The 20,328-nt window shown below is 72.1% G+C and carries 16 protein-coding genes; 12 read left to right on the forward strand and 4 right to left on the reverse strand.

What is annotated here, in order from left to right:
- The first annotated feature begins 129 nt into the window (after positions 1-129).
- The 10 genes from AB0B66_RS01415 to AB0B66_RS01460 all read left to right on the forward strand — a co-directional run bounded on the left by AB0B66_RS01415 (position 130) and on the right by AB0B66_RS01460 (position 13,535).
- Positions 130-2,091: an amylo-alpha-1,6-glucosidase gene (locus tag AB0B66_RS01415; RefSeq protein WP_360521068.1), complete on the forward strand. Its 1,962-nt coding sequence runs from the start codon at positions 130-132 to the stop codon at positions 2,089-2,091.
- 146 nt (positions 2,092-2,237) lie between these two features.
- Positions 2,238-3,572: a glycosyltransferase family 4 protein gene (locus tag AB0B66_RS01420; RefSeq protein WP_360521738.1), complete on the forward strand. Its 1,335-nt coding sequence runs from the start codon at positions 2,238-2,240 to the stop codon at positions 3,570-3,572.
- A 110-nt stretch (positions 3,573-3,682) separates the two neighbouring features.
- The gene (gene glgB / locus AB0B66_RS01425) at positions 3,683-5,524 is read left to right on the forward strand and encodes a 1,4-alpha-glucan branching protein GlgB (protein WP_360521071.1); all 1,842 of its coding nucleotides are present in this window, start codon (positions 3,683-3,685) and stop codon (positions 5,522-5,524) included.
- Between the two features lie 174 nt (positions 5,525-5,698).
- Positions 5,699-7,984, forward strand: coding sequence for a sensor histidine kinase (locus tag AB0B66_RS01430; RefSeq protein WP_360521074.1), 2,286 nt, complete (start codon positions 5,699-5,701; stop codon positions 7,982-7,984).
- A complete protein-coding gene (locus tag AB0B66_RS01435) occupies positions 7,981-8,385 on the forward strand; it encodes a roadblock/LC7 domain-containing protein (protein WP_203695464.1) in 405 nt (134 codons plus the stop codon). Before AB0B66_RS01430 ends, AB0B66_RS01435 begins: the two co-directional genes overlap by 4 nt.
- On the forward strand, positions 8,375-8,767 hold the full coding sequence (locus AB0B66_RS01440) for a DUF742 domain-containing protein (RefSeq protein WP_360521078.1): 393 nt from the start codon (positions 8,375-8,377) through the stop codon (positions 8,765-8,767). The genes AB0B66_RS01435 and AB0B66_RS01440 overlap by 11 nt, the downstream gene beginning before the upstream one ends.
- Positions 8,760-9,359 carry an ATP/GTP-binding protein gene (locus AB0B66_RS01445; RefSeq protein ID WP_360521080.1) on the forward strand — a complete coding sequence of 200 codons (600 nt, stop codon included), beginning with the start codon at positions 8,760-8,762 and terminating at the stop codon, positions 9,357-9,359. Before AB0B66_RS01440 ends, AB0B66_RS01445 begins: the two co-directional genes overlap by 8 nt.
- A gap of 77 nt (positions 9,360-9,436) precedes the next feature.
- A complete protein-coding gene (locus tag AB0B66_RS01450; protein WP_360521083.1) occupies positions 9,437-11,827 on the forward strand; it encodes a hypothetical protein in 2,391 nt (796 codons plus the stop codon).
- Positions 11,828-11,836: 9 nt separating this feature from the next.
- On the forward strand, positions 11,837-13,036 hold the full coding sequence (locus AB0B66_RS01455) for a YibE/F family protein (RefSeq protein ID WP_360521086.1): 1,200 nt from the start codon (positions 11,837-11,839) through the stop codon (positions 13,034-13,036).
- A gap of 85 nt (positions 13,037-13,121) precedes the next feature.
- Entirely contained in the window at positions 13,122-13,535 is a 414-nt protein-coding gene (locus tag AB0B66_RS01460; protein ID WP_360521089.1) for a hypothetical protein, read from the forward strand.
- A 118-nt stretch (positions 13,536-13,653) separates the two neighbouring features.
- Here the strand turns inward: AB0B66_RS01460 and AB0B66_RS01465 are convergent, their stop codons facing one another.
- Both AB0B66_RS01465 and AB0B66_RS01470 read right to left on the reverse strand, forming a co-directional pair.
- On the reverse strand, positions 13,654-15,219 hold the full coding sequence (locus AB0B66_RS01465; RefSeq protein ID WP_360521091.1) for a CocE/NonD family hydrolase: 1,566 nt from the start codon (positions 15,217-15,219) through the stop codon (positions 13,654-13,656).
- Between the two features lie 171 nt (positions 15,220-15,390).
- Positions 15,391-16,149, reverse strand: a complete 759-nt coding sequence (locus AB0B66_RS01470) for an SDR family oxidoreductase (protein ID WP_360521094.1) — start codon at positions 16,147-16,149, stop codon at positions 15,391-15,393.
- Positions 16,150-16,528: 379 nt separating this feature from the next.
- Between AB0B66_RS01470 and ddaH the strand changes: the two genes are divergently transcribed.
- Both ddaH and rocD read left to right on the forward strand, forming a co-directional pair.
- The gene (gene ddaH / locus AB0B66_RS01475) at positions 16,529-17,338 is read left to right on the forward strand and encodes a dimethylargininase (protein WP_360521097.1); all 810 of its coding nucleotides are present in this window, start codon (positions 16,529-16,531) and stop codon (positions 17,336-17,338) included.
- Positions 17,335-18,555 carry an ornithine--oxo-acid transaminase gene (gene rocD / locus AB0B66_RS01480; RefSeq protein ID WP_360521100.1) on the forward strand — a complete coding sequence of 407 codons (1,221 nt, stop codon included), beginning with the start codon at positions 17,335-17,337 and terminating at the stop codon, positions 18,553-18,555. Before ddaH ends, rocD begins: the two co-directional genes overlap by 4 nt.
- A gap of 108 nt (positions 18,556-18,663) precedes the next feature.
- Here rocD and AB0B66_RS01485 read toward each other — a convergent pair whose 3' ends face one another.
- Together AB0B66_RS01485 and AB0B66_RS01490 are read right to left on the reverse strand one after the other, a co-directional pair.
- Complete coding sequence (locus AB0B66_RS01485; RefSeq protein ID WP_360521103.1) at positions 18,664-19,716, reverse strand: FHA domain-containing protein; 1,053 nt, start codon at positions 19,714-19,716, stop codon at positions 18,664-18,666.
- Positions 19,717-19,785: 69 nt separating this feature from the next.
- Complete coding sequence (locus AB0B66_RS01490) at positions 19,786-20,304, reverse strand: SHOCT domain-containing protein (RefSeq protein ID WP_360521106.1); 519 nt, start codon at positions 20,302-20,304, stop codon at positions 19,786-19,788.
- Between the last annotated feature and the right edge of the window lie 24 nt (positions 20,305-20,328).

Raw genomic sequence — 20,328 nt, forward strand, 5'->3', positions numbered from 1 at the left:
TCACGCCTGTTCCCCGCTCTGCTCGCCCACCCCGTGATTGTCTCCTGCGTCTGTTACGGGTCTGCGTAACTTTGGCGGAGTCGCGCGATCACCATCCCGATTGCCCCGGTTTTTTGACAGAGTTGCTGCATGCGATTCGGTACCCAGGTATGTGGTGAGCCGGCCCTCGGCGCGGCGCGGGAGTGGTTGGTGGCCGACGGGCGCGGCGGCTACGCGATGGGCACGGTGAGCGGGCTGCGCACCCGCCGCTACCACGGGCTGCTGGTGGTCGCCGGGGACACGCCGGCGTCGCGGCACGTCGGCCTCGCCGCCCTGGATCCGGTGGTACGCCTGCCCGGGGGCCGAGTCGTGCGGCTGGGCGCCCACGAGTGGGCCGACGGCACCCTCGCCCCACGCGGAGACCTGCTACTGGAAGAGTTCGCCCTGGTGGACGGGCTGCCCCGGTGGCGCTGGCGGATCGGTGCGACCGTTCTGGAACGCACCCTCGCGATGCGCCACGGCTCGTCCTGCGTGGCCGTGGTCGACCGGCTGATCGGTGGCGGCCCGGTCGAGCTGTCGCTGGAGGCCCTGTGCACCTGGCGCGACCAGCACGGCGAGCGCCGCGCGGGTGACCTGCCGGTGCGGGAGGTCGCGGGCGGTGCGGTCGTCGCCGACGCGTACCGCCTGCGGGGACACCTGGCGAGCGGAGGCCGGGCCGCGACGGCTGCCGCCGGGCCGCCCGACACCCGGCCGTGGGAGCAGCGGCAAGCCGACGCGGCCTGGGCCGCGGACGGCACCTGGCTGCTGAGCGTGCACCACCGTATGGAGGCTGCCCGCGGTTATGTCGCGAACGAGGACCTGCTGCTGGCGGGCCGGTTCACCGCGACGCTGGCCGAGCCGGGCGACGCGCTGGAGATCACCGCGTGGGCCGGTGACCTCGCCGTCGAGCCGCCGCCCGCTGCGGCGATCGTGGCCGCCGAACGCGACCGCCGGCGCGTCCTGACCGCGGGCGCGGTCGACGCGACCGCGGAACTGACGCTGGCCGCGGACGCGTTCGTGGTCACCACGGCGAACGGACCGGACGTCGTGGCGGGTTACCCGTGGTTCGGCGCGTGGTCCCGGGACACCATGACCTCCTACGAAGGGCTGTTCCTGGTCACCGGACGCGCCGCGCTGGGCCGCGAGCTGCTGCGGGCGTACGCGGCGACGCTGTCGGAGGGCATGCTGGCCAACACGGCCGACGGCGGCGCGGTCGGGCACAACACCGCCGACGCGACGCTGTGGTTCCTGCACGCGATCGACCGGCACGTGCGCGCGACCGACGACGACGATCTCGCCGCGGAGCTGGTGCCCGCGCTGGACGAGGTGCTGGCGGCGCACCTGCGCGGCACCCGGTACGGCATCAAGGTCGACGAGAGCGACGGGCTGCTCGTGCAGGGCGCCGACGGCGAGGCGCTGACCTGGATGGACGCCCGCGTCGACGGAATGGGCGTGACCCAGCGGTCGGGCAAGGCCGTCGACATCAACGCGCTGTGGTGCAACGGGCTGGCGGCGCTGGCCGCGCTGCGCGAGCGCGCCGGGCGGCACAGCGACGACGTGCGGCGGCGGCACGCGGTGACGGAGGCGGCGTTCCGGCGGCGTTTCCCCGCGCCGGCCGGGCACCTCTACGACGTGATCGACCCGGACGACGCCGCGCTGCGGCCGAACCAGCTGCTGGCCTGGTCGCTGCCGTACGCCCCGATGGAGCCGGACCCGGTGGCGCTGCGCCGGATCACCGACGCCCTGCTCACCCCCCTCGGGCCGCGCAGCCTGGACCCGGCCGACCCGGCATACCGGCCGCGGCACGGCGGCTCGCTGCGTGAGCGCGATCTCGCGTACCACCAGGGCACGGTGTGGCCGTGGCTGATCGGGCCGCTGGCCGACGCGCGGCGCAAGGCCGGGCTGCCGACCCGAGAGGTGCTGACGGGCCTGCTGGCGCACCTGGGTGACTTCGGTCTCGGTTCGGTCAGCGAGACCGCCGACGGGGACGCGCCGCACGGGGCGACGGGCTGCCCGTTCCAGGCGTGGAGCGTGGCCGAGACGTTGCGTGCTCACCTCACATCTACTGAGTAGTAGCAGAGCGTAACAGACACGAAACACAAGGTCCCCAGCTCGAAATTGGTATCAGTCAGACTTTGTACAACCCCAATGGCGTACGGCACCGAGTGTCCGGTGCCTAGTTCCGTATGCCCGGGAGTCTGCGAGGGGGCCGCATGACCATGAACCTTCCCGTTCCATCGGGTCCGTCGACGGCAGCGAAGCCGCTCCGGATCATGATGCTTTCCTGGGAATACCCGCCGGTTGTGGTCGGCGGCCTCGGTCGGCACGTGCACGCGCTGGCCAATTCGCTGGTGCTGGCGGGGCACCACGTCACCGTGGTCACCCGGCACGCGCCCGGTGCCCCGCTGGAGGAGTACGCACCTCCGCCCGCGCCGGGCTTCCAGGGTGTGCGCGTCGTGCGCGCGCCGGAGGACCCGCCGCTGTTCCCGCTGGCCACCCCGACGCTGCTGGCCTGGACGATGGCGTTCAACCACACGCTCACCCGGGCGGCGCTGCGGGCCGCCGAGTCCGACGACTACGACGTGATCCACGGCCACGACTGGCTGGTCACGCACACCGCGGTCACTCTGGCCGAGCACCTCGGCAAGCCGCTGGTCGCCACCATCCACGCCACCGAGGCCGGCCGGCACCAGGGGTGGCTGCCCGAGGACCTGAACAAGAGCATCCACTCCGTCGAGTGGTGGCTCGGCCACCGCGCCTGCCGGGTGCTGGTCTGCTCGGAGTACATGCGCTGGGAGGTCACCCGGCTGCTCAACCTGCCCATCAGCAAGGTCGACGTCATCCCCAACGGCGTCGACGGCCGGGTCTGGAAGGCCCCCGCGCAGGCGGTGCGCGAGGCGCGCTCGCGGTTCGCCGGGGACGGCCCACTGGTCGGCTTCGCCGGGCGGCTGGTGTACGAGAAGGGCGTGCAGCACCTGGTCGGCGCCGTGCCGCAGCTCGCCGACGAGCACCCGGGCCTGCGGGTGGTCATCGCGGGCGACGGCCCCTACCGGGAGCAGCTGGTCGAGGCCACGCACGAACTGAAGATCGAGAAGCAGGTCAGCTTCATCGGCTTCCTGTCCGAGCGCGAGCTGCCCGCCGTGCTCGCGGCGACCGACGCCACCGTGGTGCCGTCCCTCTACGAGCCGTTCGGCATGGTCGCCCTGGAGGCGGCCGCGGCCGGCGCACCGCTGGCCGTCGCCGACACCGGCGGCCTGGCCGAGATCGTCGAGCCCGGCGTGACCGGCATGACCTTCCCGCACAGCAACCCCGAGGCGCTGGCCGGCGCCGTGGGCACGCTGCTCGCCGAGCCGGTCAAGGCCAAGCAGATCGCCAAGCGCGCGCTGACCATGGTGTCCAAGCGGTACGGCTGGCAGACCATCGCGGCCAGCACCGTGCAGACCTACCGCGGCGCCATCGCGCAGGAACCCGCGTTCCAGGTCGAGCGCCTGGCCGAGCAGGCCGGCGGTGAGCGTCCCCAGATCATCGTCCCTGACGGAAACCTCCTCCGATGAGCGAGCAGAGCCCCACCCCTACCGCAAGCGAAGCGATGACCAGCGCAGACGGTACGGATACCACTTCGGCTCGTTGGTCAACGGGGCAACCGGAACGGCGAGGAGAAGCGATGAACCTGATCGGCGATCTTGATCTTTACCTCATCGGCGAGGGTAGGCACGAGCGGCTCTGGAAGGTGCTCGGGGCCAACCCGGAGCCCGACGGCCAGGGCTGGCGCTTCGCGGTGTGGGCGCCCAACGCCCGCGAGGTGCAGGTCATCGGCGACTTCTCGGGCTGGTGGCCGGGCGACGGCATCACGATGAGCCCGCAGGGCGGCAGCGGTGTCTGGGCGGCGACCGTGCCGGACGCCGTGGCCGGCCAGCGCTACCGCTACCGGGTGCACGGCGCGGACGGCCGCTGGACCTACCGCGCCGACCCGCTGGCCGTCGCGGCGCAGTGCCCGCCGGAGAACGCCTCGGTGCTGTTCTCCTCCGACTACACCTGGAACGACGAGTCCTGGATCACCGGGCGGGCCAAGCGCGCCGACCACCACGCCCGGCCGATGTCCACCTACGAGGTGCACCTGGGCTCGTGGCGGCCGGGTCTGTCCTACAAGGAGCTGGCCGACGAGCTGGTCGCGTACGTCACCGACCTGGGCTTCACCCACGTGGAGTTCCTGCCGGTGATGGAGCACCCGTACGGCGGCTCGTGGGGCTACCAGATCACCGGGTTCTACGCGCCGACCGCCCGCTTCGGCGACCCGGACCAGTTCCGCCACCTCGTGGACCGGCTGCACCAGGCCGGCATCGGGGTGCTGCTGGACTGGGTGCCCGCCCACTTCCCCCGGGACGAGTGGGCCCTGGCCCGCTTCGATGGCACCCCGCTCTACGAGCACGAGGACCCGCAGCGCGGCGAGCACCCAGACTGGGGCACGCTGGTCTTCAACTACGGCCGGCGCGAGGTGCGCAACTTCCTCATCGCCAACGCCCGCTACTGGTGCGAGGAGTTCCACGTCGACGGTCTGCGCGTGGACGCCGTCGCGTCGATGCTCTACCTCGACTACTCGCGCCAGGCCGGGCAGTGGACGCCCAACGTGTTCGGCGGCAACACCTACCTGGAGGCGGTCGACTTCCTCCAGGAGCTCAACACCGCCGTGTACGCCGACCAGCCCGGCATCCTCACCATCGCCGAGGAGTCGACGGCGTGGCCGGGCGTCTCCCGCCCGGTCGACTTCGGCGGCCTGGGCTTCGGCATGAAGTGGAACATGGGCTGGATGCACGACACGCTGGAGTACCTGAAGAAGGACCCGGCGCACCGCAGCTACCACCACGCACAGCTGACCTGGCCGAGCTGCTACGCCTTCGACGAGCAGTGGGTGCTGCCGCTCAGCCACGACGAGGTGGTGCACGGCAAGCGCTCGCTGCTGGGCAAGCTGCCCGGCGACCGCTGGCAGCGGCTGGCGGGCCTGCGCGGGCTGCTCGGCTACATGTACGCCTTCCCCGGCAAGAAGCTGCTGTTCATGGGCGCGGAACTGGCGAGTGAGTCGGAGTGGAGCGAGCAGTTCGGGCTGGACTGGGCGCACGCCGACTACCACGGTGATGTGCGCGGCCTGGTGCGCGACCTGAACCGGATCTACCGGGACAGCGCCGCGCTCTGGGCCCGCGACACCGAGCCGGGCGGGTTCAGCTGGATCGACCCGCACGACTCGGGCAGCAACACGGTCTCCTTCGTCCGCCACGGCAAGACCTCGAAGAAGCTGCTCGCCTGCGTGGCCAACTTCTCGGGCATCCCGCTGCACGACCACCGGATCAAGCTGCCGCGCACGGGGGCGTGGCTGGAGGTGCTCAACACCGACGCCGAGGTCTACGGCGGCTCCGGGGTCGGCAACATGGGCCGCATCCGCACCGACGCCGAGGGCAACGCCTCCGTCGCGGTCGGACCGTACGGCGCGGTCTGGTTCGCTCCGGCATAAAACGATCTACGTCAGCGCATGACCGGCACCGGCATCGGTGCCGGTCATCGTGTTTTCAGCGTCCTACCTGGTGAACTGGCGACACCCGAAAGATGTGCCGGGGCCGTGAGATCAGTAGTATTTCCACGTTTCCCTCGCGTGGTCCCGCCCCCCGGTGCGCTTATGAGGTCGTTTATGCCCCGCCGCTTCTTCTCCCAGCAGAGCTGGTCGATCAGGTCACGGGTGATGCTGCTCCTGCTGGCCCCGCTGGTGCCGCTGATGGGCATGTGGCTGTTCAGCACGACCGTCACGGTCGGCCCGGCGGCGAACCTGCTCGACGTCAAGTCCGGCGTGGACATGTTCGGCACGCCCGCCTACGAACTCGTCAGCGAACTGCAGGCCGAACGAGCCCTGTCCATGCGCTTCCTCAGCGGCGGCCCGGGCGTGGCGACCGAGTTGGACACCCAGCGGGCCGAGACCGACCTGGCGCTGGCCGCGTTCCGCCGGCTCACCGGAAGCGACGACGCCGAGTCGGCGGCGAGCGACCTCACCCGGCAGCACCTGGCCGCGGTCGGCAAGGCGCTGGAGGAGCTGCCGCTGGGCCGGGCCGTGGTGGACACCCGGCAGTACGACCGGGTGCAGATCATGCGGCTGTACAGCGGGATCATCGACAAGACCTTCGGCCTGTACGGCTCGGTCTCCGGTCTCGACGACCACGAGCTGAACCGGCAGGCGGGCACGGTCATCGCGCTCACCGAGGCGCGCGAACTCTACGCCCGCGAGAACGCGCTGATCAGCGCCGCCATCGCGGGCGGCGGCATGTCCGCGGCGGAGCGCTCCGAGGCGGTGTCGTTGATCGGCCTGCAGCGCCGCGCACACGACACGGCGACGCGCTACCTGCACCCCGACGACGCGGTCCACTACACGGCCATCCTGGACAGCGCGGCCTACCTGCGGATGCGGGCCGTCGAGGACCGGCTCGCCGACCTCGGCCGCCCGGCTCCCGCGATCGACGCCAAGCAGTGGACCGCCGACTACGCCACCGTCGACGGCAAGCTGTACGAGCTGGAGTCGGCCACCGCATCGCGCACCATCGACGCGACCATGCCCGCGGCCACCGCGATCCTGGTCCGGCTCGGCCTGGCCGGCGGGGTCGGCCTGATCGCCATCGTGGTGCTGGCACTGGTCTCGTTCCGGGTGGCGCGCTCGATCATCCGCCGCATCAACAACCTGCGCGCGCAGGCCCTGCACGTCGCCGAGCACAGCCTGCCCGACGTGGTGGCGCGGCTGCGCGCGGGCACGGACGTGGACGTGGACGCCGAGGTGCCGCCGCCGGGTGCGGTCGACGACGAGCTCAACGAGCTGGAGAACGCGTTCGCCCAGGTGCAGCGCACCGCTGTGGCGTCGGCCGTGCAGGAGGCGACCCTGCGCAACGGCCTCAACCAGGTCTTCCTCAACATCGGGCGGCGCAGCCAGGTGCTGCTGCACCGCCAGCTCGCCCTACTGGACGCGATGGAGCGGCGGACCACCGACCCCCAGGACCTCGAAGACCTGTACCGCGTCGACCATCTCGGCGCGCGGATGCGCCGCCACGCCGAGGACCTGGTGATCCTGGCCGGGGCCAAGCCCGGCCGGGGCTGGCGGCACCCGGTGCCGCTGCACGACGTGATGCGCTCGGCGGTGTCCGAGGTGGAGGAGTTCACCCGGATCACGGTGGTGCCGCCGCAGGAGCTGGCGCTGCGCGGCCGGGCCGTCAGCGACGTCATCCACCTGCTGGCCGAGCTGCTGGAGAACGCCACCGCCTACTCCCCTCGCGACACCCACGTCACGGTCGCCGGGCAGCTGCTGCCCAACGGCTACGCGGTGGAGATCGAGGACCGCGGCGTCGGCATGCCCACGTCCGCCGTGGAGGAGGCCAACCAGCGCCTGGCCGACCCGCCCGACTTCGATCCGGCGCACAGCTCCCGGCTGGGCCTGTTCGTGGTGGCGAAGCTGGCCGCCCGGCACGGCATCAAGGTCACCCTGCGCCCCTCCCCGTACGGCGGCCTCACCGCGGTGGTGCTGCTGCCGCGCGACCTGGTCGTCGACGGCGACACGAGCACCTCGCCGCCGGCTGCGCCGCCCGCCCTGGCCACCCCGATCGCGGCGCTGACCGCGGGCTCACCGACAGCGCCGGCCGCCGCGCCGGCGCCCGCCGACCTGCTCGAAGGCGGCCCCACGACCGAGGCCGAACTGCCGGTGCGCGCACCGCAGACCCACCTCGCCGCGCCCCTGCGCGAGGAACCGGTGATCGTGCTCGACGAGCCGGGCGGCACCGGGCCCGCCTCGCCGGTGCGCCCCGCCGAGCGCACCCGCAGCATCCTGACCTCCCTGCTCGCGGGCGCGCACCGGGGCCGGTCCGCGGCAGCGGTGAGCACCGTCCCCGCCCCTCCCGCTGACACCCCGGCAGCGGCCGAACCGCCTGAGGAGTCGACATCATGAGCAATCCCGCGGGCCTCGACTGGCTGCTCGACGACTTCGTGGACCGCATACCCGCGGCGCTGCGGGCCGTCGTGTTCTCCGTGGACGGGCTGCTGCTCGGCGCGTCCCGCGACCTGTCCCAGGCCGACGCCGATCACATGGCCGCGATCGCGGCCGGTTTCGCCAGCCTGTCGCGCAGCGCCGGCCGGCACTTCAAGGCCGGCCCGGTGCGCCAGGCCGTGATCGAGATGGAGGAGGCCGTCCTGCTCGTCACCGACGCCGGCCAGGGCAGCTGCTTCGCGGTGCTGAGCGACGCCGAATCCGACATCGGCATGGTGGCGTACGAGATGGCGATGGTCGTCGAGCGCATCGGCCACAGCCTCGGCACGCAGCCGCGGCCCACCTCCACCCATGCGCGCTGACGACGAAGACGATGCGCACGAGTGGCTCGATGCCGAAGCCGGGCCGCTGGTGCGGTCGTACGCGGTCACCGGCGGCCGGGCACGCCCCGGAGCGAGCACGTTCGACCTGCTCACCTATGTCGTGGCGACACCGGCCGGGCAACGCCGCCACGCCGTCCGCCTGCAACCCGAGCACCGGGCGGTCCTCGCCCTCGCTCAGGAACCCATCTCGGTCGCCGAGCTGTCCTCCCGTGCCGGGTTTGCCCTCGGCGTGGTCCGGGTACTCCTCGCAGACCTATTCGACGAGGGCGCCGTCACCCGTATGGCACCCGCAGTGGCCCCCGGCCACATTCCGGACGACCACATCCTCCAGGCGGTGATCCTTGGCCTCCGTCATGCGTGACGAGCGTGCCCGGTCCATTCCCACGGCGATCAAAATACTGGTCGCCGGGGGCTTCGGCGCGGGCAAGACGACAATGGTGGGCAACGTCAGCGAGATCCTGCCCCTGCACACCGAGGAGGTGCTCACCTCAGCGAGCACCGACTCCGACGACCTGTCCGGGGTGGAGGGCAAGCGCACCACCACGGTCACCATGGACTTCGGCCGGATCACCATCGGCGACAGCGCAGTGCTCTACCTGTTCGGCACACCGGGCCAGGACCGGTTCTGGTTCCTGTGGGACGAGCTGGCGATCGGCGCGCTGGGTGCGGTCGTGCTGGCCGACACCCGGCGGCTGGCGGACAGCTTCCCGTCCATCGACTACTTCGAGCGCCGGGGCATCCCGTTCGTCGTCGCGGTGAACTGCTTCCACGGCCACCAGCCGTTCGGTGTGGACGCGGTGCGCGGGGCGCTGTCGCTCGACCCGGACGTGCCTGTGGTGATGTGCGACGTGCGAGACCGCCGCTCGGGGCGGGAGGTGCTGGTGACCCTGATCGAGCACGTACGCGCGATCACGCTCGGCCCCGCGCACACCGCCGTGGCCGGCACGAGCTGACCTGTCGCGCCGTGCCGACTTTTCGGAGGACGTCTCAGCCATAGGCGTGACACGCGTGTCGCCGGTACGCTGCGCCGGTGCCGAACGCCGACCGCCTCGCCAGCCGGAGCCTGCCGGCCATCCTGCGCGACGCCGCCGACCTCGCCCTGAGGCAGTGGCGCGGCCTGCTGGTGGTGGCCGCGGCCACGCTCGTGCCGGCGCTGCTGGCACGACAGGTCATCGGCTTGTTCGCGCTCAACACCAACGCCACGGTGGTAAACGGGACGTTCACCCCGGCGCCCGCGGCGGCCGCCGGCGGGGCGGGACTGGTCGCGCTCGGGCTCGGCTGGGTCGTGGCGCTGGTCGCGGGCATCGCGGTGGCGTCCGGCGGCCTGCGCGGCATCCCGGTCGATCCGCGTGCCGCCCTGCTGCTGGCCCTGCGCCGGCTGCCCGCGCTGGTGCCCGCCCTGCTGCTGATCGCCGTCGCCGCGGTCGGGCTGCAGGTCCTGACCCTGGTCGCGGTCGCCTTCTTCGACATCGCCCTGCCGCAGGACGTGGCCACCGCGGCCGTCTTCGGCCTTTTCGTGCTGACGCTGGTCGTGCTGGCCAGCCGGTTGCTGTCGGTGCCCGCGATCGTGCTGGGTGACGGCACGGTCTCCTGGCTGCTGCACGCCCACGCGCTCGCCGCGGGCCGGATGCTGACGACCGGCGGCGCGCTGGCGACCGGCGTGGTGGTGGCCCCGGCGCTGGTGGGCATGGGAGCGGCCGCGCTGACGCAGGCGCAACCGGCGTTCGCCCTGCTGTTCGCCGCGCTGGCCGGGGTCATCGTGCCCGCCGTCCAGGCCGCCGTCCTGGTCACCGTCTACCTGCAGCGCCGCCCGGCGGGCAGCCGCGGCGCCGAGGCCGACCTCGACCGCGTCGACCGGACGCTGTCGGCATTGTCCCCCGCGACCGCGCCCTCCCCCACGCCGGCGGACCCGGCCCGCGCCGGAGTCGACCCGGCTGACGGCACGGCGCTCTCGGCGGAGCCGTCCCGCACCGCCCCCGCTTCGGCCGACGGTGCGAAGGCATCGGCGGCCCACGCCCTGACCGACCCCACCAAGCCGAGCCGCACCGCTGCAGTGCGGGCCACCGGCCCACGGCACGGCGCGGTGGCGCGCCCGGGACGCTTCGCCCTGCCCGCTCCGCCGCTCGCCGCACTTCGCCGGTCCACCGCCGTGCTCCGCCGGGCCCACGCCGCGCTCGGCCGGCCCTGGACCGGCCGGCCCGCGCTGGTCGCGGCGATGGCTTCGCTGCTGCTGCCGGCGCTGCTGGGCCTGGGCTTCGCGGCGACCGACCCGTGGGACAGCCCGCACGCGAGCCGGCACAGCGTCTCGTGGAGCGGCGAGGTGCTGGCCACGGCCTGGCCGGCGGGCCGCCACCCGGTCGTCGTCACCGACTACGGCCCGCACTGGTGCCTCGACGACGGGTGCCACTCCGTGCGATCGCGCAGCTCCGAACCGCTGATGCTGGGCGCGCCGATGCCCGCGACCGCGATCACCGCCGACGGCGACGTGGTCTCGGCGGGAATCCGCGGCCGGGAGAGCCAGGCGGTCAAGACCGACGGCGACGACGCGGTGCAGATGCAGCGCTGCACCGCGCCCTGGGGTCCGGCCACCGCCCGGCCGAAGCCGGGCAGCTGCGAGGACGGCATCACCCGCTGGCACAGCGGCGGCGACGAGGGCCAGGCACACCTGGCCGTGGCGGCCGGGCCCGCCGGTTCGGTCGTGGTCGCCACGGCCCGTCCGCTCCGGGTGCGCAGCGGAGCCCGGCCGAAAGTCCAGCTGGCGGTCACCCGGTGCAACACGGTGCACTGCAACCGTCGCTCGTTGGACGTGCTCGGCACGGTCGAGGTCGAGCTGAGCGCCTGGCTGCCCGAGGGCATGGTGGCCGCGCCCGCGTACGCCCCGCTGCTGCAGCTCATCCTCGACGCGTCGGACCGGCCGACGGTGCTGCTTCGCGATCCCGCCGGACGCCGGGCCTGGCTCGCGACCTGCCCGACGGCCGCCTGCGACACCGCCAAAATCACCGAGATCGGCGCTCCGGAACGCGCCGCCGACCAGGCCGTGCTGCTGCCGGGCAGCACACCGCGGCTGGTCGCGGGCGGCGACGCGGTCACCTTCCACGCGCCGGTGGCGATCGGCGCGGGCGGCCCCGGCCTGTACGTGCTGGGCACGGAGTCCGATCTGGCCGCCCCGGTGCCGCTGGCCCCAGCCGAGTACGGCACCGGCCGGCTGGTGCTCTGGCACTGCCCGCCCGGCTCGGCCGACCGGGCCCGCCGGGTGGCGCTGCCGCTGCTGACCGGCGACCTGTTCCACGTCGCGCTGGTGACCAGCGGAGACGGCAAGGTGCTGGTGACGTACTCCGACAGTGGCCGGCGGTACGCCGTGCTGGTGACCGGGCCGCCCAACCCGGGCAAAGGCCCCTACTGCGCGGGGTTCGACGGCTAGGTTCGGCTCATGGGGGCCGGACACAGTCACGAGCCTGGTGAGACGCTGCCACCTGCCCCGCCCGACCTGCGCCGCATCGTCACGATGATCATCGTGCCGCTGATCGTGGCGACCCTGATCGGGCTGATCGTGCTGTGGCCCCGCGGGTCGAGCCCGCAGCAGGCCTCGGACACCACACAGCGGCTGCACGGCGAGATCGTGTCGGCGACGCCCGCCTGCCCGCGCGAGGTCCCGGCCCAGCCCGGCGGCGACTGCGGCACCGCCCAGGTGCGTATCGGCGAGGAAGTCGTCGACGCCGTGGTGCCGACCGGGCCGAGCGCGCCCGTGGTCGGCGTCGGCGACGACGTCGTGCTGATCGCCTCGGTCGACGCCGAGGGCGGGCAGCGATACGCAGTGGTCGACCACGACCGGTGGGGCTGGCTGCTGGCGCTGGTCGCGCTGTTCGCGGCCGCGGTGATCGCGTTCGCCCGCTGGCGCGGGGTGGCGAGCCTGGTCGGCCTCGTCGTGAGCTTCGCGGTGCTGCTGGTCTTCATCCTGCCCGCGATCGTGCGCGGGGAGCCGCCGCTGGCGGTGGCGATCGTCGGCTCGGCCGCGATCATGTTCGCGGTGATCTACCTGACGCACGGGGTCAGTGTGGGCACCTCCATGGCGCTGCTCGGCACGCTCGCCGCGCTGGTGCTGACCGGGCTGCTCGGCCTGCTCACCACGAACCTGCTGCACCTGACCGGATCGGGCAGCGACGAGGCCGCGATCCTCGCCAACGTGCTGGCCGGGGTGGACCTGCGCGGGCTGCTGCTGGCCGGCATCATCATCGGCACGCTGGGCGTGCTGGACGACGTCGCGATCACCCAGACGGCCCTCGTCGGCGAGCTGTCGCTGGCCGACCCGACGCTGAGCGCGCGGCAGCTGTACCGGTCGGCGATCAGGGTGGGCCGGTCCCACGTCGCCTCCGTGGTCAACACCATCATCCTGGCGTACGCCGGCGCGTCGCTGCCGCTGATGCTGCTGCTGGTCACGGCGGGCACGGGCACCCGCGACGTGCTCTCCACACAGGTGATGGCGGCCGAGATCGTCCGCGGCGTGGTCGGCACGATCGGTCTCATCGCCGCTGTTCCGATCACGACCGCGCTGGCCGCCTGGGCGGTCGCCCGTTCACACCGGCACCGGGCCGACCAGCCCCACCGCCATCCCGAACCGGACGCCGCCTGAGCTGTTTCCGGCGTTCGCCCTGATCAGGGAAGCATTCGGCGTTAACGTGAAGGTGCTTCGTCCGTTTCGCACGAAGGTGGGTGCTATGTCGACCGTGGCGAAAGCGACCGAGCGCATCGGCTCGGGCTGGCTGTCCTTCGCCGGCCTGCTCATTCTGCTCCTGGGGGTGTTCAACGTGGTGGAGGGCATCTTCGCGATCGCCAACGACCGGTATGCCGCGTATGCCACATCCACCCAGGGTGAGCTGTACGTGTTCAACCTGCACACCTGGGGCTGGCTGCACGTCCTGCTCGGCGCGGTGCTGATCGCCGTCGGCGCGGGCATCTGGTCCGGCAAGGAGTGGGCCCGTGGCGCGGGCATCGGCCTGGCCGGCGCGACCGCCCTGCTCCAGATGCTCTACCTGCCGGTGTACCCGTTCTGGTCCCTCATCAACATCGGCCTCTGCATCCTGGTCATCTACGCCCTCGTCGTCCCGCCCCGCGGCAGCACCGCCGACTGACCAGCCCACCGACCCGCCCCGAAGGCGCAACTCTTAAAGAGTCGCGCCTTCCGGGCAGTCCCTAGGCCGCGACTCTTTAAGAGTTGCGGCAGGTGGGCGGCGGCGGGAGGGTGGTGGGTCAGCGGATGGGGAGGTCGAGCCAGGACTGGCCGGAGAAGAGGACGGAGCCGAGCCAGCCGTTCTCGTCCAGGTAGAGGCCGTCGTGGCCGTCGATCACCAGGGCGAGGCGGTGGCCGGCGGGCAGGTCCCAGCTGGTCGCGGGTAGCGGGATGTCGGCGGTGCGGGCGGTGTTCGCGGTGGCGTTGAGCCACGACACCGGGGCGTGGGTGATCAGCTTTCCGGTGCCGAGCGCGTCGACGTCGTAGAGGTACGCCACGATGGTGCCGCTGCGTTCGGTGGGGGTGATGCGGGCGTGCACGGTGGCGCTGCCGCGGATGCGTACCGTGGTGCCGGCCGCGTCGCCGATCCAGACCCCGGCGTTGTCCCGGTCCACCGCGGGCAGCCAGGCCGTCGGCGGGATGCCGGTCAGCGCCTGGAGTCCGTTGGACAGCAGCACCAGGCCGCCGGTGGCGATCGTGTCGTCGTTGAACCAGGTGCGCCGGGACCAGCCGGTGGTGGCCGTGCCGCCGAGCTTGCCGGTGCCGGTGAGCCAGTTGACCTCGCCGAGGCCGTACCGGCTGGTCGTGGTGCTGGTCGCGGCCCAGTTCGGGTAGGACTCGACCGGACCGCCGGTCAGCGAGCGCAGCACCACCGGCGGCTCGGTGTCGATGCCGTTGGCGATGCCGGACAGGTGCCGGTCGAACCAGCGCCGCACCGACGTCCACACGTGGTTGTCCAGGCCGATGAGCCCGGTCAACTCGGGGATGGCGTGGTCGCCGGGGGCGAACTCCAGCCGCTTCGGACCGGCCAGCGCGCCGTAGAAGCCGATCAGCTGGTTCGGCGGGAAGATGCTGTCGCCGTACCCGTTGGCCAGCAGCACCGCCGGGCGGTTGGCGTTGATGCCGGCCAGGTACGTGCCCGCCGACCGGAGCCGGGCGAACTCCTTGACCCCGGCGATGTTCCGGTTGGCGTAGAAGTCGTCGATGATCGCGTCGAACTCGTCGCTGGTGTCGCCGAGCAGCGCCGCCGAGCCGACCAGCAGCGCCGAGGACTGCAGCCGCCGGGTGTCCCCGCCGTACAGCGAGGCGACCAGGTCGCTCCAGCCGGACAGCGCCGCCACGGCCCGCACCCGGCTGTCGTGGCCGGATGCGATCAGGCTGATGCCGGCGCCGTACGAGACCCCGGCCATGCCGATGCGGGCCGGGTCGGCGGTGGTGTTCGCGACGAGCCAGTCGAGCACCCGAGACACGTCGGCGATGTCCTTCGGGCCGGCGGTGTCGATCTCGCCGCCCGAGGCCCACCAGCCGCGTGGGGTGTACGACAGGACCGTGTAACCGCCCTGGGCCAGCGCGTTCGCCTGAGCGATGTACTCCAGGTCGTTGAGCGACCAGCTTGCCGGGAAGACGACGGCCGGGTGGCGGCCCGGGGTGGTGGGCTCGATGACGTTGGCCTTGAGCACGGTCCCGTCGGGGACGGTGATGTCGATGAAGCGGAAGCCGGTGGTCGGGGCGGCGGCTTGGGCGGGAGCGGCCCAGGTGACGAGCGCCAGCACGACCACCGTCAGGAGGGAGGGGAGCTTCCTCACGGCGGACCTCACGGGGGTGTCGGCCTTGCTTCGAAAAAGTTACCGAGAGGTAACCATGCCGTGAGCTAGATCACAATACCCGTGGGTAGCTTTTAATGGACGATGGCCTATCTCATCGAATTCGATCTACGAATAGTCGATGAGATAGGCCATCGTCTACATAAAACAGGGTCAGCCGCGCGGGCCGCCCGCGACGTAGATGACCTGGCCGGTGACGAAGCCGGCGCCCTCGCTCACCAGGTACGAGATGGCGTGGGCGACGTCGGCGGGCGTGCCGACGCGGCGCACCGGGGTCTCCGCCGCGCGCGCGGCCTGGAACGCCTCGAAGTCGACGCCGACGCGCGCCGCGGTGGCGGCGGTCATCTCGGTGACGATGAAGCCCGGCGCGACCGCGTTCGCGGTGATGCCGAACTGACCCAGCTCGATGGCGAGGGTCTTGGTGAAGCCCTGCAGTCCAGCCTTGGCGGCGGCGTAGTTGGCCTGGCCCCGGTTGCCGAGCGCCGAGGTGCTGGACAGCGACACGATGCGGCCGTAATTCTGCTCGACCATGTGCTTCTGCACGGCCCGGCTGCACAGGAACGCCCCGCGCAGGTGCACCGACATGACGGTGTCCCAGTCGCTGTCGCTCATCTTGAACAGCAGGTTGTCGCGCAGCACACCCGCGTTGTTGACCAGCACGGACGGCGCGCCCAGGGTGGCGGCGACGTGCGCGACCGCGGTGTCCACGGCGGCGGAGTCGGACACGTCCGCGCCGACCGCGATGGCCCGGCCGCCGTCCGCGGTGATCGCGGCGACGGTGTCCGCGCAGTTGTCCTCGGTCAGGTCTACGGCGGCGACGGCGAACCCGTCGGCGGCCAGCCGCCGGGCGGTGGCCGCGCCGATGCCCCGGGCCGCACCGGTGACGATCGCTACTCTCTGGCTGTCAGTCATGCGCCGCACTTTAACGACAGTTCAGCGCCCCACGGAACCGCCCCGCACCACCGGGCGCGCCGCCCCCGCACCGCCCCGCCCCAAGCCGCCCGCCGCCCCGCGCCGCCCAAGGGCATCCGACTTGCCGGGCACCTGTGCGTATCTTGACCGCGCTTTCGCCCACCTGCCTGGCAAGTCGAACGATCATGGTGCGCCTTCGCGCCGCGCCGAAGCGAGCTACGGTCGGCGGGAGCGAGCGCTCGGCCCGGCGGCCGGAAAGCGCCTGCCGGGGTTGACGCAACGGATCGTTGGTCGCCAGGGTGAACTACGCAAGAAACCAAGGTCATAAGCATGAGCGAATGATGGTTATGCTGCGATCTTCCCCTCTAGCGTTAGGGCCATGCAGAAGCGCTTTCTGATGTGCCGGCCCACCCACTTCGCCGTCACCTACAAGATCAACCCCTGGATGGACCCGGCCGCGCCGTACGACACCACCCTGGCGATCAGCCAGTGGGAGAGCCTCAAGGCCACGTACGAGAACCTGGGACATCAGATCGAGCTCATCGACCCCATCCCCGGCCTGCCCGACATGGTCTTCGCCGCCAACGGCGGCACGGTGATCGACGGCCGGATGTTCACCGCGCAGTTCCGGCACGCCGAGCGCGCCGATGAGGGCCCCGCCTACCGCGACTGGGCCGAGCGCGCCGGGTACGAGGTGCACGACGCCAAGCACGTCAACGAGGGCGAGGGAGACATCCTGCTGGCCGGGGAGTACGTGCTGGCGGGCACCGGTTTCCGCACCGCGCACGCCTCGCACGCCGAGGTCCAGGAGATCTTCGGCCGCCCCGTGATCACCCTGCAGCTGGTGGACCCGCGCTTCTACCACCTCGACACCGCGCTCGCCGTGCTGTCGACCGGTGCCGACGGCAAGCCGGCCAACATCGCGTACCTGCCGGAGGCGTTCTCGCCCGGCAGCCAGAATGTGCTGCGTCAGCTGTTCCCGAACGCCGTCATCGCTAACATCGAGGATGCGGAGGTGCTGGGACTCAACGCGGTCAGCGACGGCGAGAACGTCGTGCTGCCGGTCCAGGCCACCCACCTCGCGGAGGAGTTGCGCAAGGCCGGCTACGAGCCGATCGGAGTCGACGTCTCCGAGCTGCGACTGGCGGGTGGTGGCCCCAAGTGCTGCACCCTGGAGCTGCGGTCATGAACTCGATCGTCGACAGCCGTACGCCGTCCGCGGTGGACGCGGCGGAGCGGTACACGGCGCACAACTACCATCCGCTGCCCGTCGTGATCACCGAGGCCGACGGCTGCTGGGTCACCGACGTGGACGGACGGCGCTACCTGGACTTCCTGTCCGGATACTCGGCGCTGAACTTCGGCCACCGGCACCCGGCGCTGATCGCCGCCGCGCACGCCCAGCTGGACCGGCTCACGCTGACCAGCCGCGCGTTCATCCACGACCAGTTCGCCGAGTTCTGCCAGCGGCTGGCCGCGCTGACCGGCCAGGACCTGGTGCTGCCGATGAACACCGGCGCGGAGGCCGTGGAGACCGCGATCAAGGTGGCCCGCAAGTGGGGCTACCAGGTCAAGGGTGTTCCGGACGGTCAGGCGAAGATCATCGTAGCGGCGGACAACTTCCACGGCCGCACGACGACGATCATCAGTTTCTCCACCGACGAGGACGCGCGGGCCGACTTCGGGCCGTACACCCCGGGCTTCGAGATCGTCGCGTACGGCGACCTGGAGGCGCTGGCCGAGGCGATCGACGACTACACCGTCGCCGTGCTGCTGGAGCCGATCCAGGGCGAGGCCGGCGTGCTGGTCCCGCCGGACGGCTACCTGTCCGGCGTACGCGCCCTGTGCAGCAGCCGCAACGTGCTGTTCCTGGCCGACGAGATCCAGAGCGGCCTGGCCCGCACCGGTCGTACGTTCGCCGTGGACCACGAGGACGTCAAGCCGGACATGCACATCATGGGCAAGGCGCTGGGCGGCGGCATTGTGCCCGTCTCCGCCGTCGCCGCCAGCCGCGAGGTGCTCGGCGTCCTCAAGCCCGGCCAGCACGGCTCGACCTTCGGCGGCAACCCGCTGTCCTGCGCGGTCGGCATCGAGGTCATCAAGCTGCTGGAGACCGGCGAGTACCAGCAGCGCTCGGCGCAGCTCGGCGCGATGATGCACGAGCAGCTGCGGGCGCTCATCGGCCGGGGCGTCACCGCGGTGCGCGGTCGCGGCCTGTGGGCCGGTGTCGACATCGACCCGGGCGTGATGACCGGACGCCAGGCGTCCGAGAAGCTGATGGGCCGCGGCATGCTCGCCAAGGACACCCACGGCACCACGATCCGCCTGGCCCCGCCCCTGGTCATCGAGGAAGACGAGATCACCTGGGCGGTACGCCAGCTCGCCGAAGTCATCGGCGCCGCCTGACCCGCCGCGCACCGGCAAGCGAAAGGCGCTCCCTGCCTGGCAGGGAGCGCCTTTGCGTTAAGAAGGTGCCCTTCCTCTACGCATGGCGTTAAGAAGGTGCCCTTCCTTTCAGTAGCCGGGGCGGAAGGTCATGGTGGGGGCGTCGGACATGACGGAGGAGGAGTCGAGGGGGCGGGTGGTGGCGAGGGCGCCGATGCGGCCGATCTCGACGCCGGGGAAGAGTTCGACGATGTCGGAGACCCCGAGCTGGCGGCTCGCGCCACGGCTGAGCTGGAGTTCGCCGTCGGCGGCGCCGCCGAGGCGGACCAGGGTGCCGTTCATGCTGAGGTCGGTGACGGAGATGCCCTGCGGGCTCAGCGACACCGAGACGTGGGCGCGGCTGACCTTGGCGCGGGCGTCCTCGCTGAGCCACGGGCCGAGCTGTACGCCGACCTGGCCCTGACCGCCGTCGGGGGCGCGGCCGACCACGACCGGGCCGGCGGCGGTGACCACGAAGCGGGTCCGGATCACGCCGTCGACGCGCACCGCGAGCACCTGCTGCGGCGGGCGCGGGCCGTTGTCGCCCAGCGGCGCGTCGTGCCGGGGGCAGATCGGCTGGCCGTTGCGCAGCCGCGGCACGGGCTGGCCGCTGCCGCGGCGGGCCGGGCCGAAGTTGGCGCAGTCCGGGTCCGGGCAGTGCCACCAGCGGGCGGTGAGCTGGCGACCGACCGGCGACGGACCGGTCGGCACGGGACCGCGCGGCTGTAGCACGACGCCGCCCGCGCCGGGCAGCGGCGACCAGACGGCGGGCAGCACGCGCGAGACGATCGGCAGGCCGGTGAGCTCGGAGACCTCGACGACACGGGCGGCCGCGCCGACCACGACCTCGACGATGCCGTCGTCGCCCCAGCGGCGCATGACCATGCGCTCGTTGGAGGTCAGGTCCTGGTTGGAGAGCAGGGACTTGTCGACGACGCAGTATGCCGAGACGTGCTCCTCGCCGACCTGGCGGGCGAGCCCGTCGACCACCATGCCGAGCCGGACCAGGTTGGCGGGGCGGCCGCCGTCCAGGTCGGCGCAATAGATCAATTCAGCCACGTCGAGCACCCCGGCGGCGAGAGCCGGGTCGGTGCCCAGCCGCCGCTCGATCGCATCCAGCACATGACTGACCTCGAACCTCATAGTCCAAGACCCTAGGTTCGGTGCGCGACCTGCCGCAACCCGCAAACGTCCAGCGTCACAGCCTGCCGTCTATGCGCCGAAGCCCCGGGGCCGGCGCGGCGGCTCGCTGCCGCCCGCGGCCGGGGGCGGCGCGGCGGGTCCGCTCGGCTCGCCGGTGCTCGGGACTGCCGGCGAGCCGGCGGTGCCGCCGGGCGACGTGTCGCGCGTCTGGGCGGCGTCGTGGGCGCGGGCGGAGTCGAGCACGCGGGACTTCTCCTCGGCGAACTCCGCGTCGGTCAGTTTGCCCCGGTCGTGCAGGTCGGCCAGCAGTTTGAGCTGCTGTGCCGAGTCGCTCGGCGAGTACTTCTCGACGAACTCGCGGCTTGCCTGGTCCATCGCCCGGCGTTCCTGGGCGGTGGCCCCGGGCTGCCGGAAGATCAGGTAGATCAGGGTGCCGAGGAACGGCAGCAGGATGACGACCACGATCCACAACGCCTTGAGCCAACCGGAGAGGTCGTCGCGGCGGAAGATGTCCACGATCGCGAAGGCCCAGATCAGCAGCAGCGGAATGAAGATCAGCAACAGCCAGAAGACGTCCCAGAAGTCCATCTTCCCCCCTAATGTGGCACTCTC

It is taken from the genome of Catellatospora sp. NPDC049111 (genome assembly GCF_040648615.1).
GTDB lineage: Bacteria > Actinomycetota > Actinomycetes > Mycobacteriales > Micromonosporaceae > Catellatospora > Catellatospora aurea.

What these genes read in the sequence shown, in the direction of transcription:
- AB0B66_RS01415 (WP_360521068.1), top strand. Translation starts at nt 130, where the DNA reads ATGCGATTCGGTACCCAGGTATGTGGTGAGCCGGCCCTCGGCGCGGCG.
- AB0B66_RS01420 (WP_360521738.1), top strand. Translation starts at nt 2,238, where the DNA reads ATGAACCTTCCCGTTCCATCGGGTCCGTCGACGGCAGCGAAGCCGCTC.
- glgB (WP_360521071.1), top strand. Translation starts at nt 3,683, where the DNA reads ATGAACCTGATCGGCGATCTTGATCTTTACCTCATCGGCGAGGGTAGG.
- AB0B66_RS01430 (WP_360521074.1), top strand. Translation starts at nt 5,699, where the DNA reads ATGCCCCGCCGCTTCTTCTCCCAGCAGAGCTGGTCGATCAGGTCACGG.
- AB0B66_RS01435 (WP_203695464.1), top strand. Translation starts at nt 7,981, where the DNA reads ATGAGCAATCCCGCGGGCCTCGACTGGCTGCTCGACGACTTCGTGGAC.
- AB0B66_RS01440 (WP_360521078.1), top strand. Translation starts at nt 8,375, where the DNA reads ATGCGCGCTGACGACGAAGACGATGCGCACGAGTGGCTCGATGCCGAA.
- AB0B66_RS01445 (WP_360521080.1), top strand. Translation starts at nt 8,760, where the DNA reads ATGCGTGACGAGCGTGCCCGGTCCATTCCCACGGCGATCAAAATACTG.
- AB0B66_RS01455 (WP_360521086.1), top strand. Translation starts at nt 11,837, where the DNA reads ATGGGGGCCGGACACAGTCACGAGCCTGGTGAGACGCTGCCACCTGCC.
- AB0B66_RS01460 (WP_360521089.1), top strand. Translation starts at nt 13,122, where the DNA reads ATGTCGACCGTGGCGAAAGCGACCGAGCGCATCGGCTCGGGCTGGCTG.
- AB0B66_RS01470 (WP_360521094.1), bottom strand. Translation starts at nt 16,149, where the DNA reads ATGACTGACAGCCAGAGAGTAGCGATCGTCACCGGTGCGGCCCGGGGC.
- ddaH (WP_360521097.1), top strand. Translation starts at nt 16,529, where the DNA reads ATGCAGAAGCGCTTTCTGATGTGCCGGCCCACCCACTTCGCCGTCACC.
- rocD (WP_360521100.1), top strand. Translation starts at nt 17,335, where the DNA reads ATGAACTCGATCGTCGACAGCCGTACGCCGTCCGCGGTGGACGCGGCG.
- AB0B66_RS01485 (WP_360521103.1), bottom strand. Translation starts at nt 19,716, where the DNA reads ATGAGGTTCGAGGTCAGTCATGTGCTGGATGCGATCGAGCGGCGGCTG.
- AB0B66_RS01490 (WP_360521106.1), bottom strand. Translation starts at nt 20,304, where the DNA reads ATGGACTTCTGGGACGTCTTCTGGCTGTTGCTGATCTTCATTCCGCTG.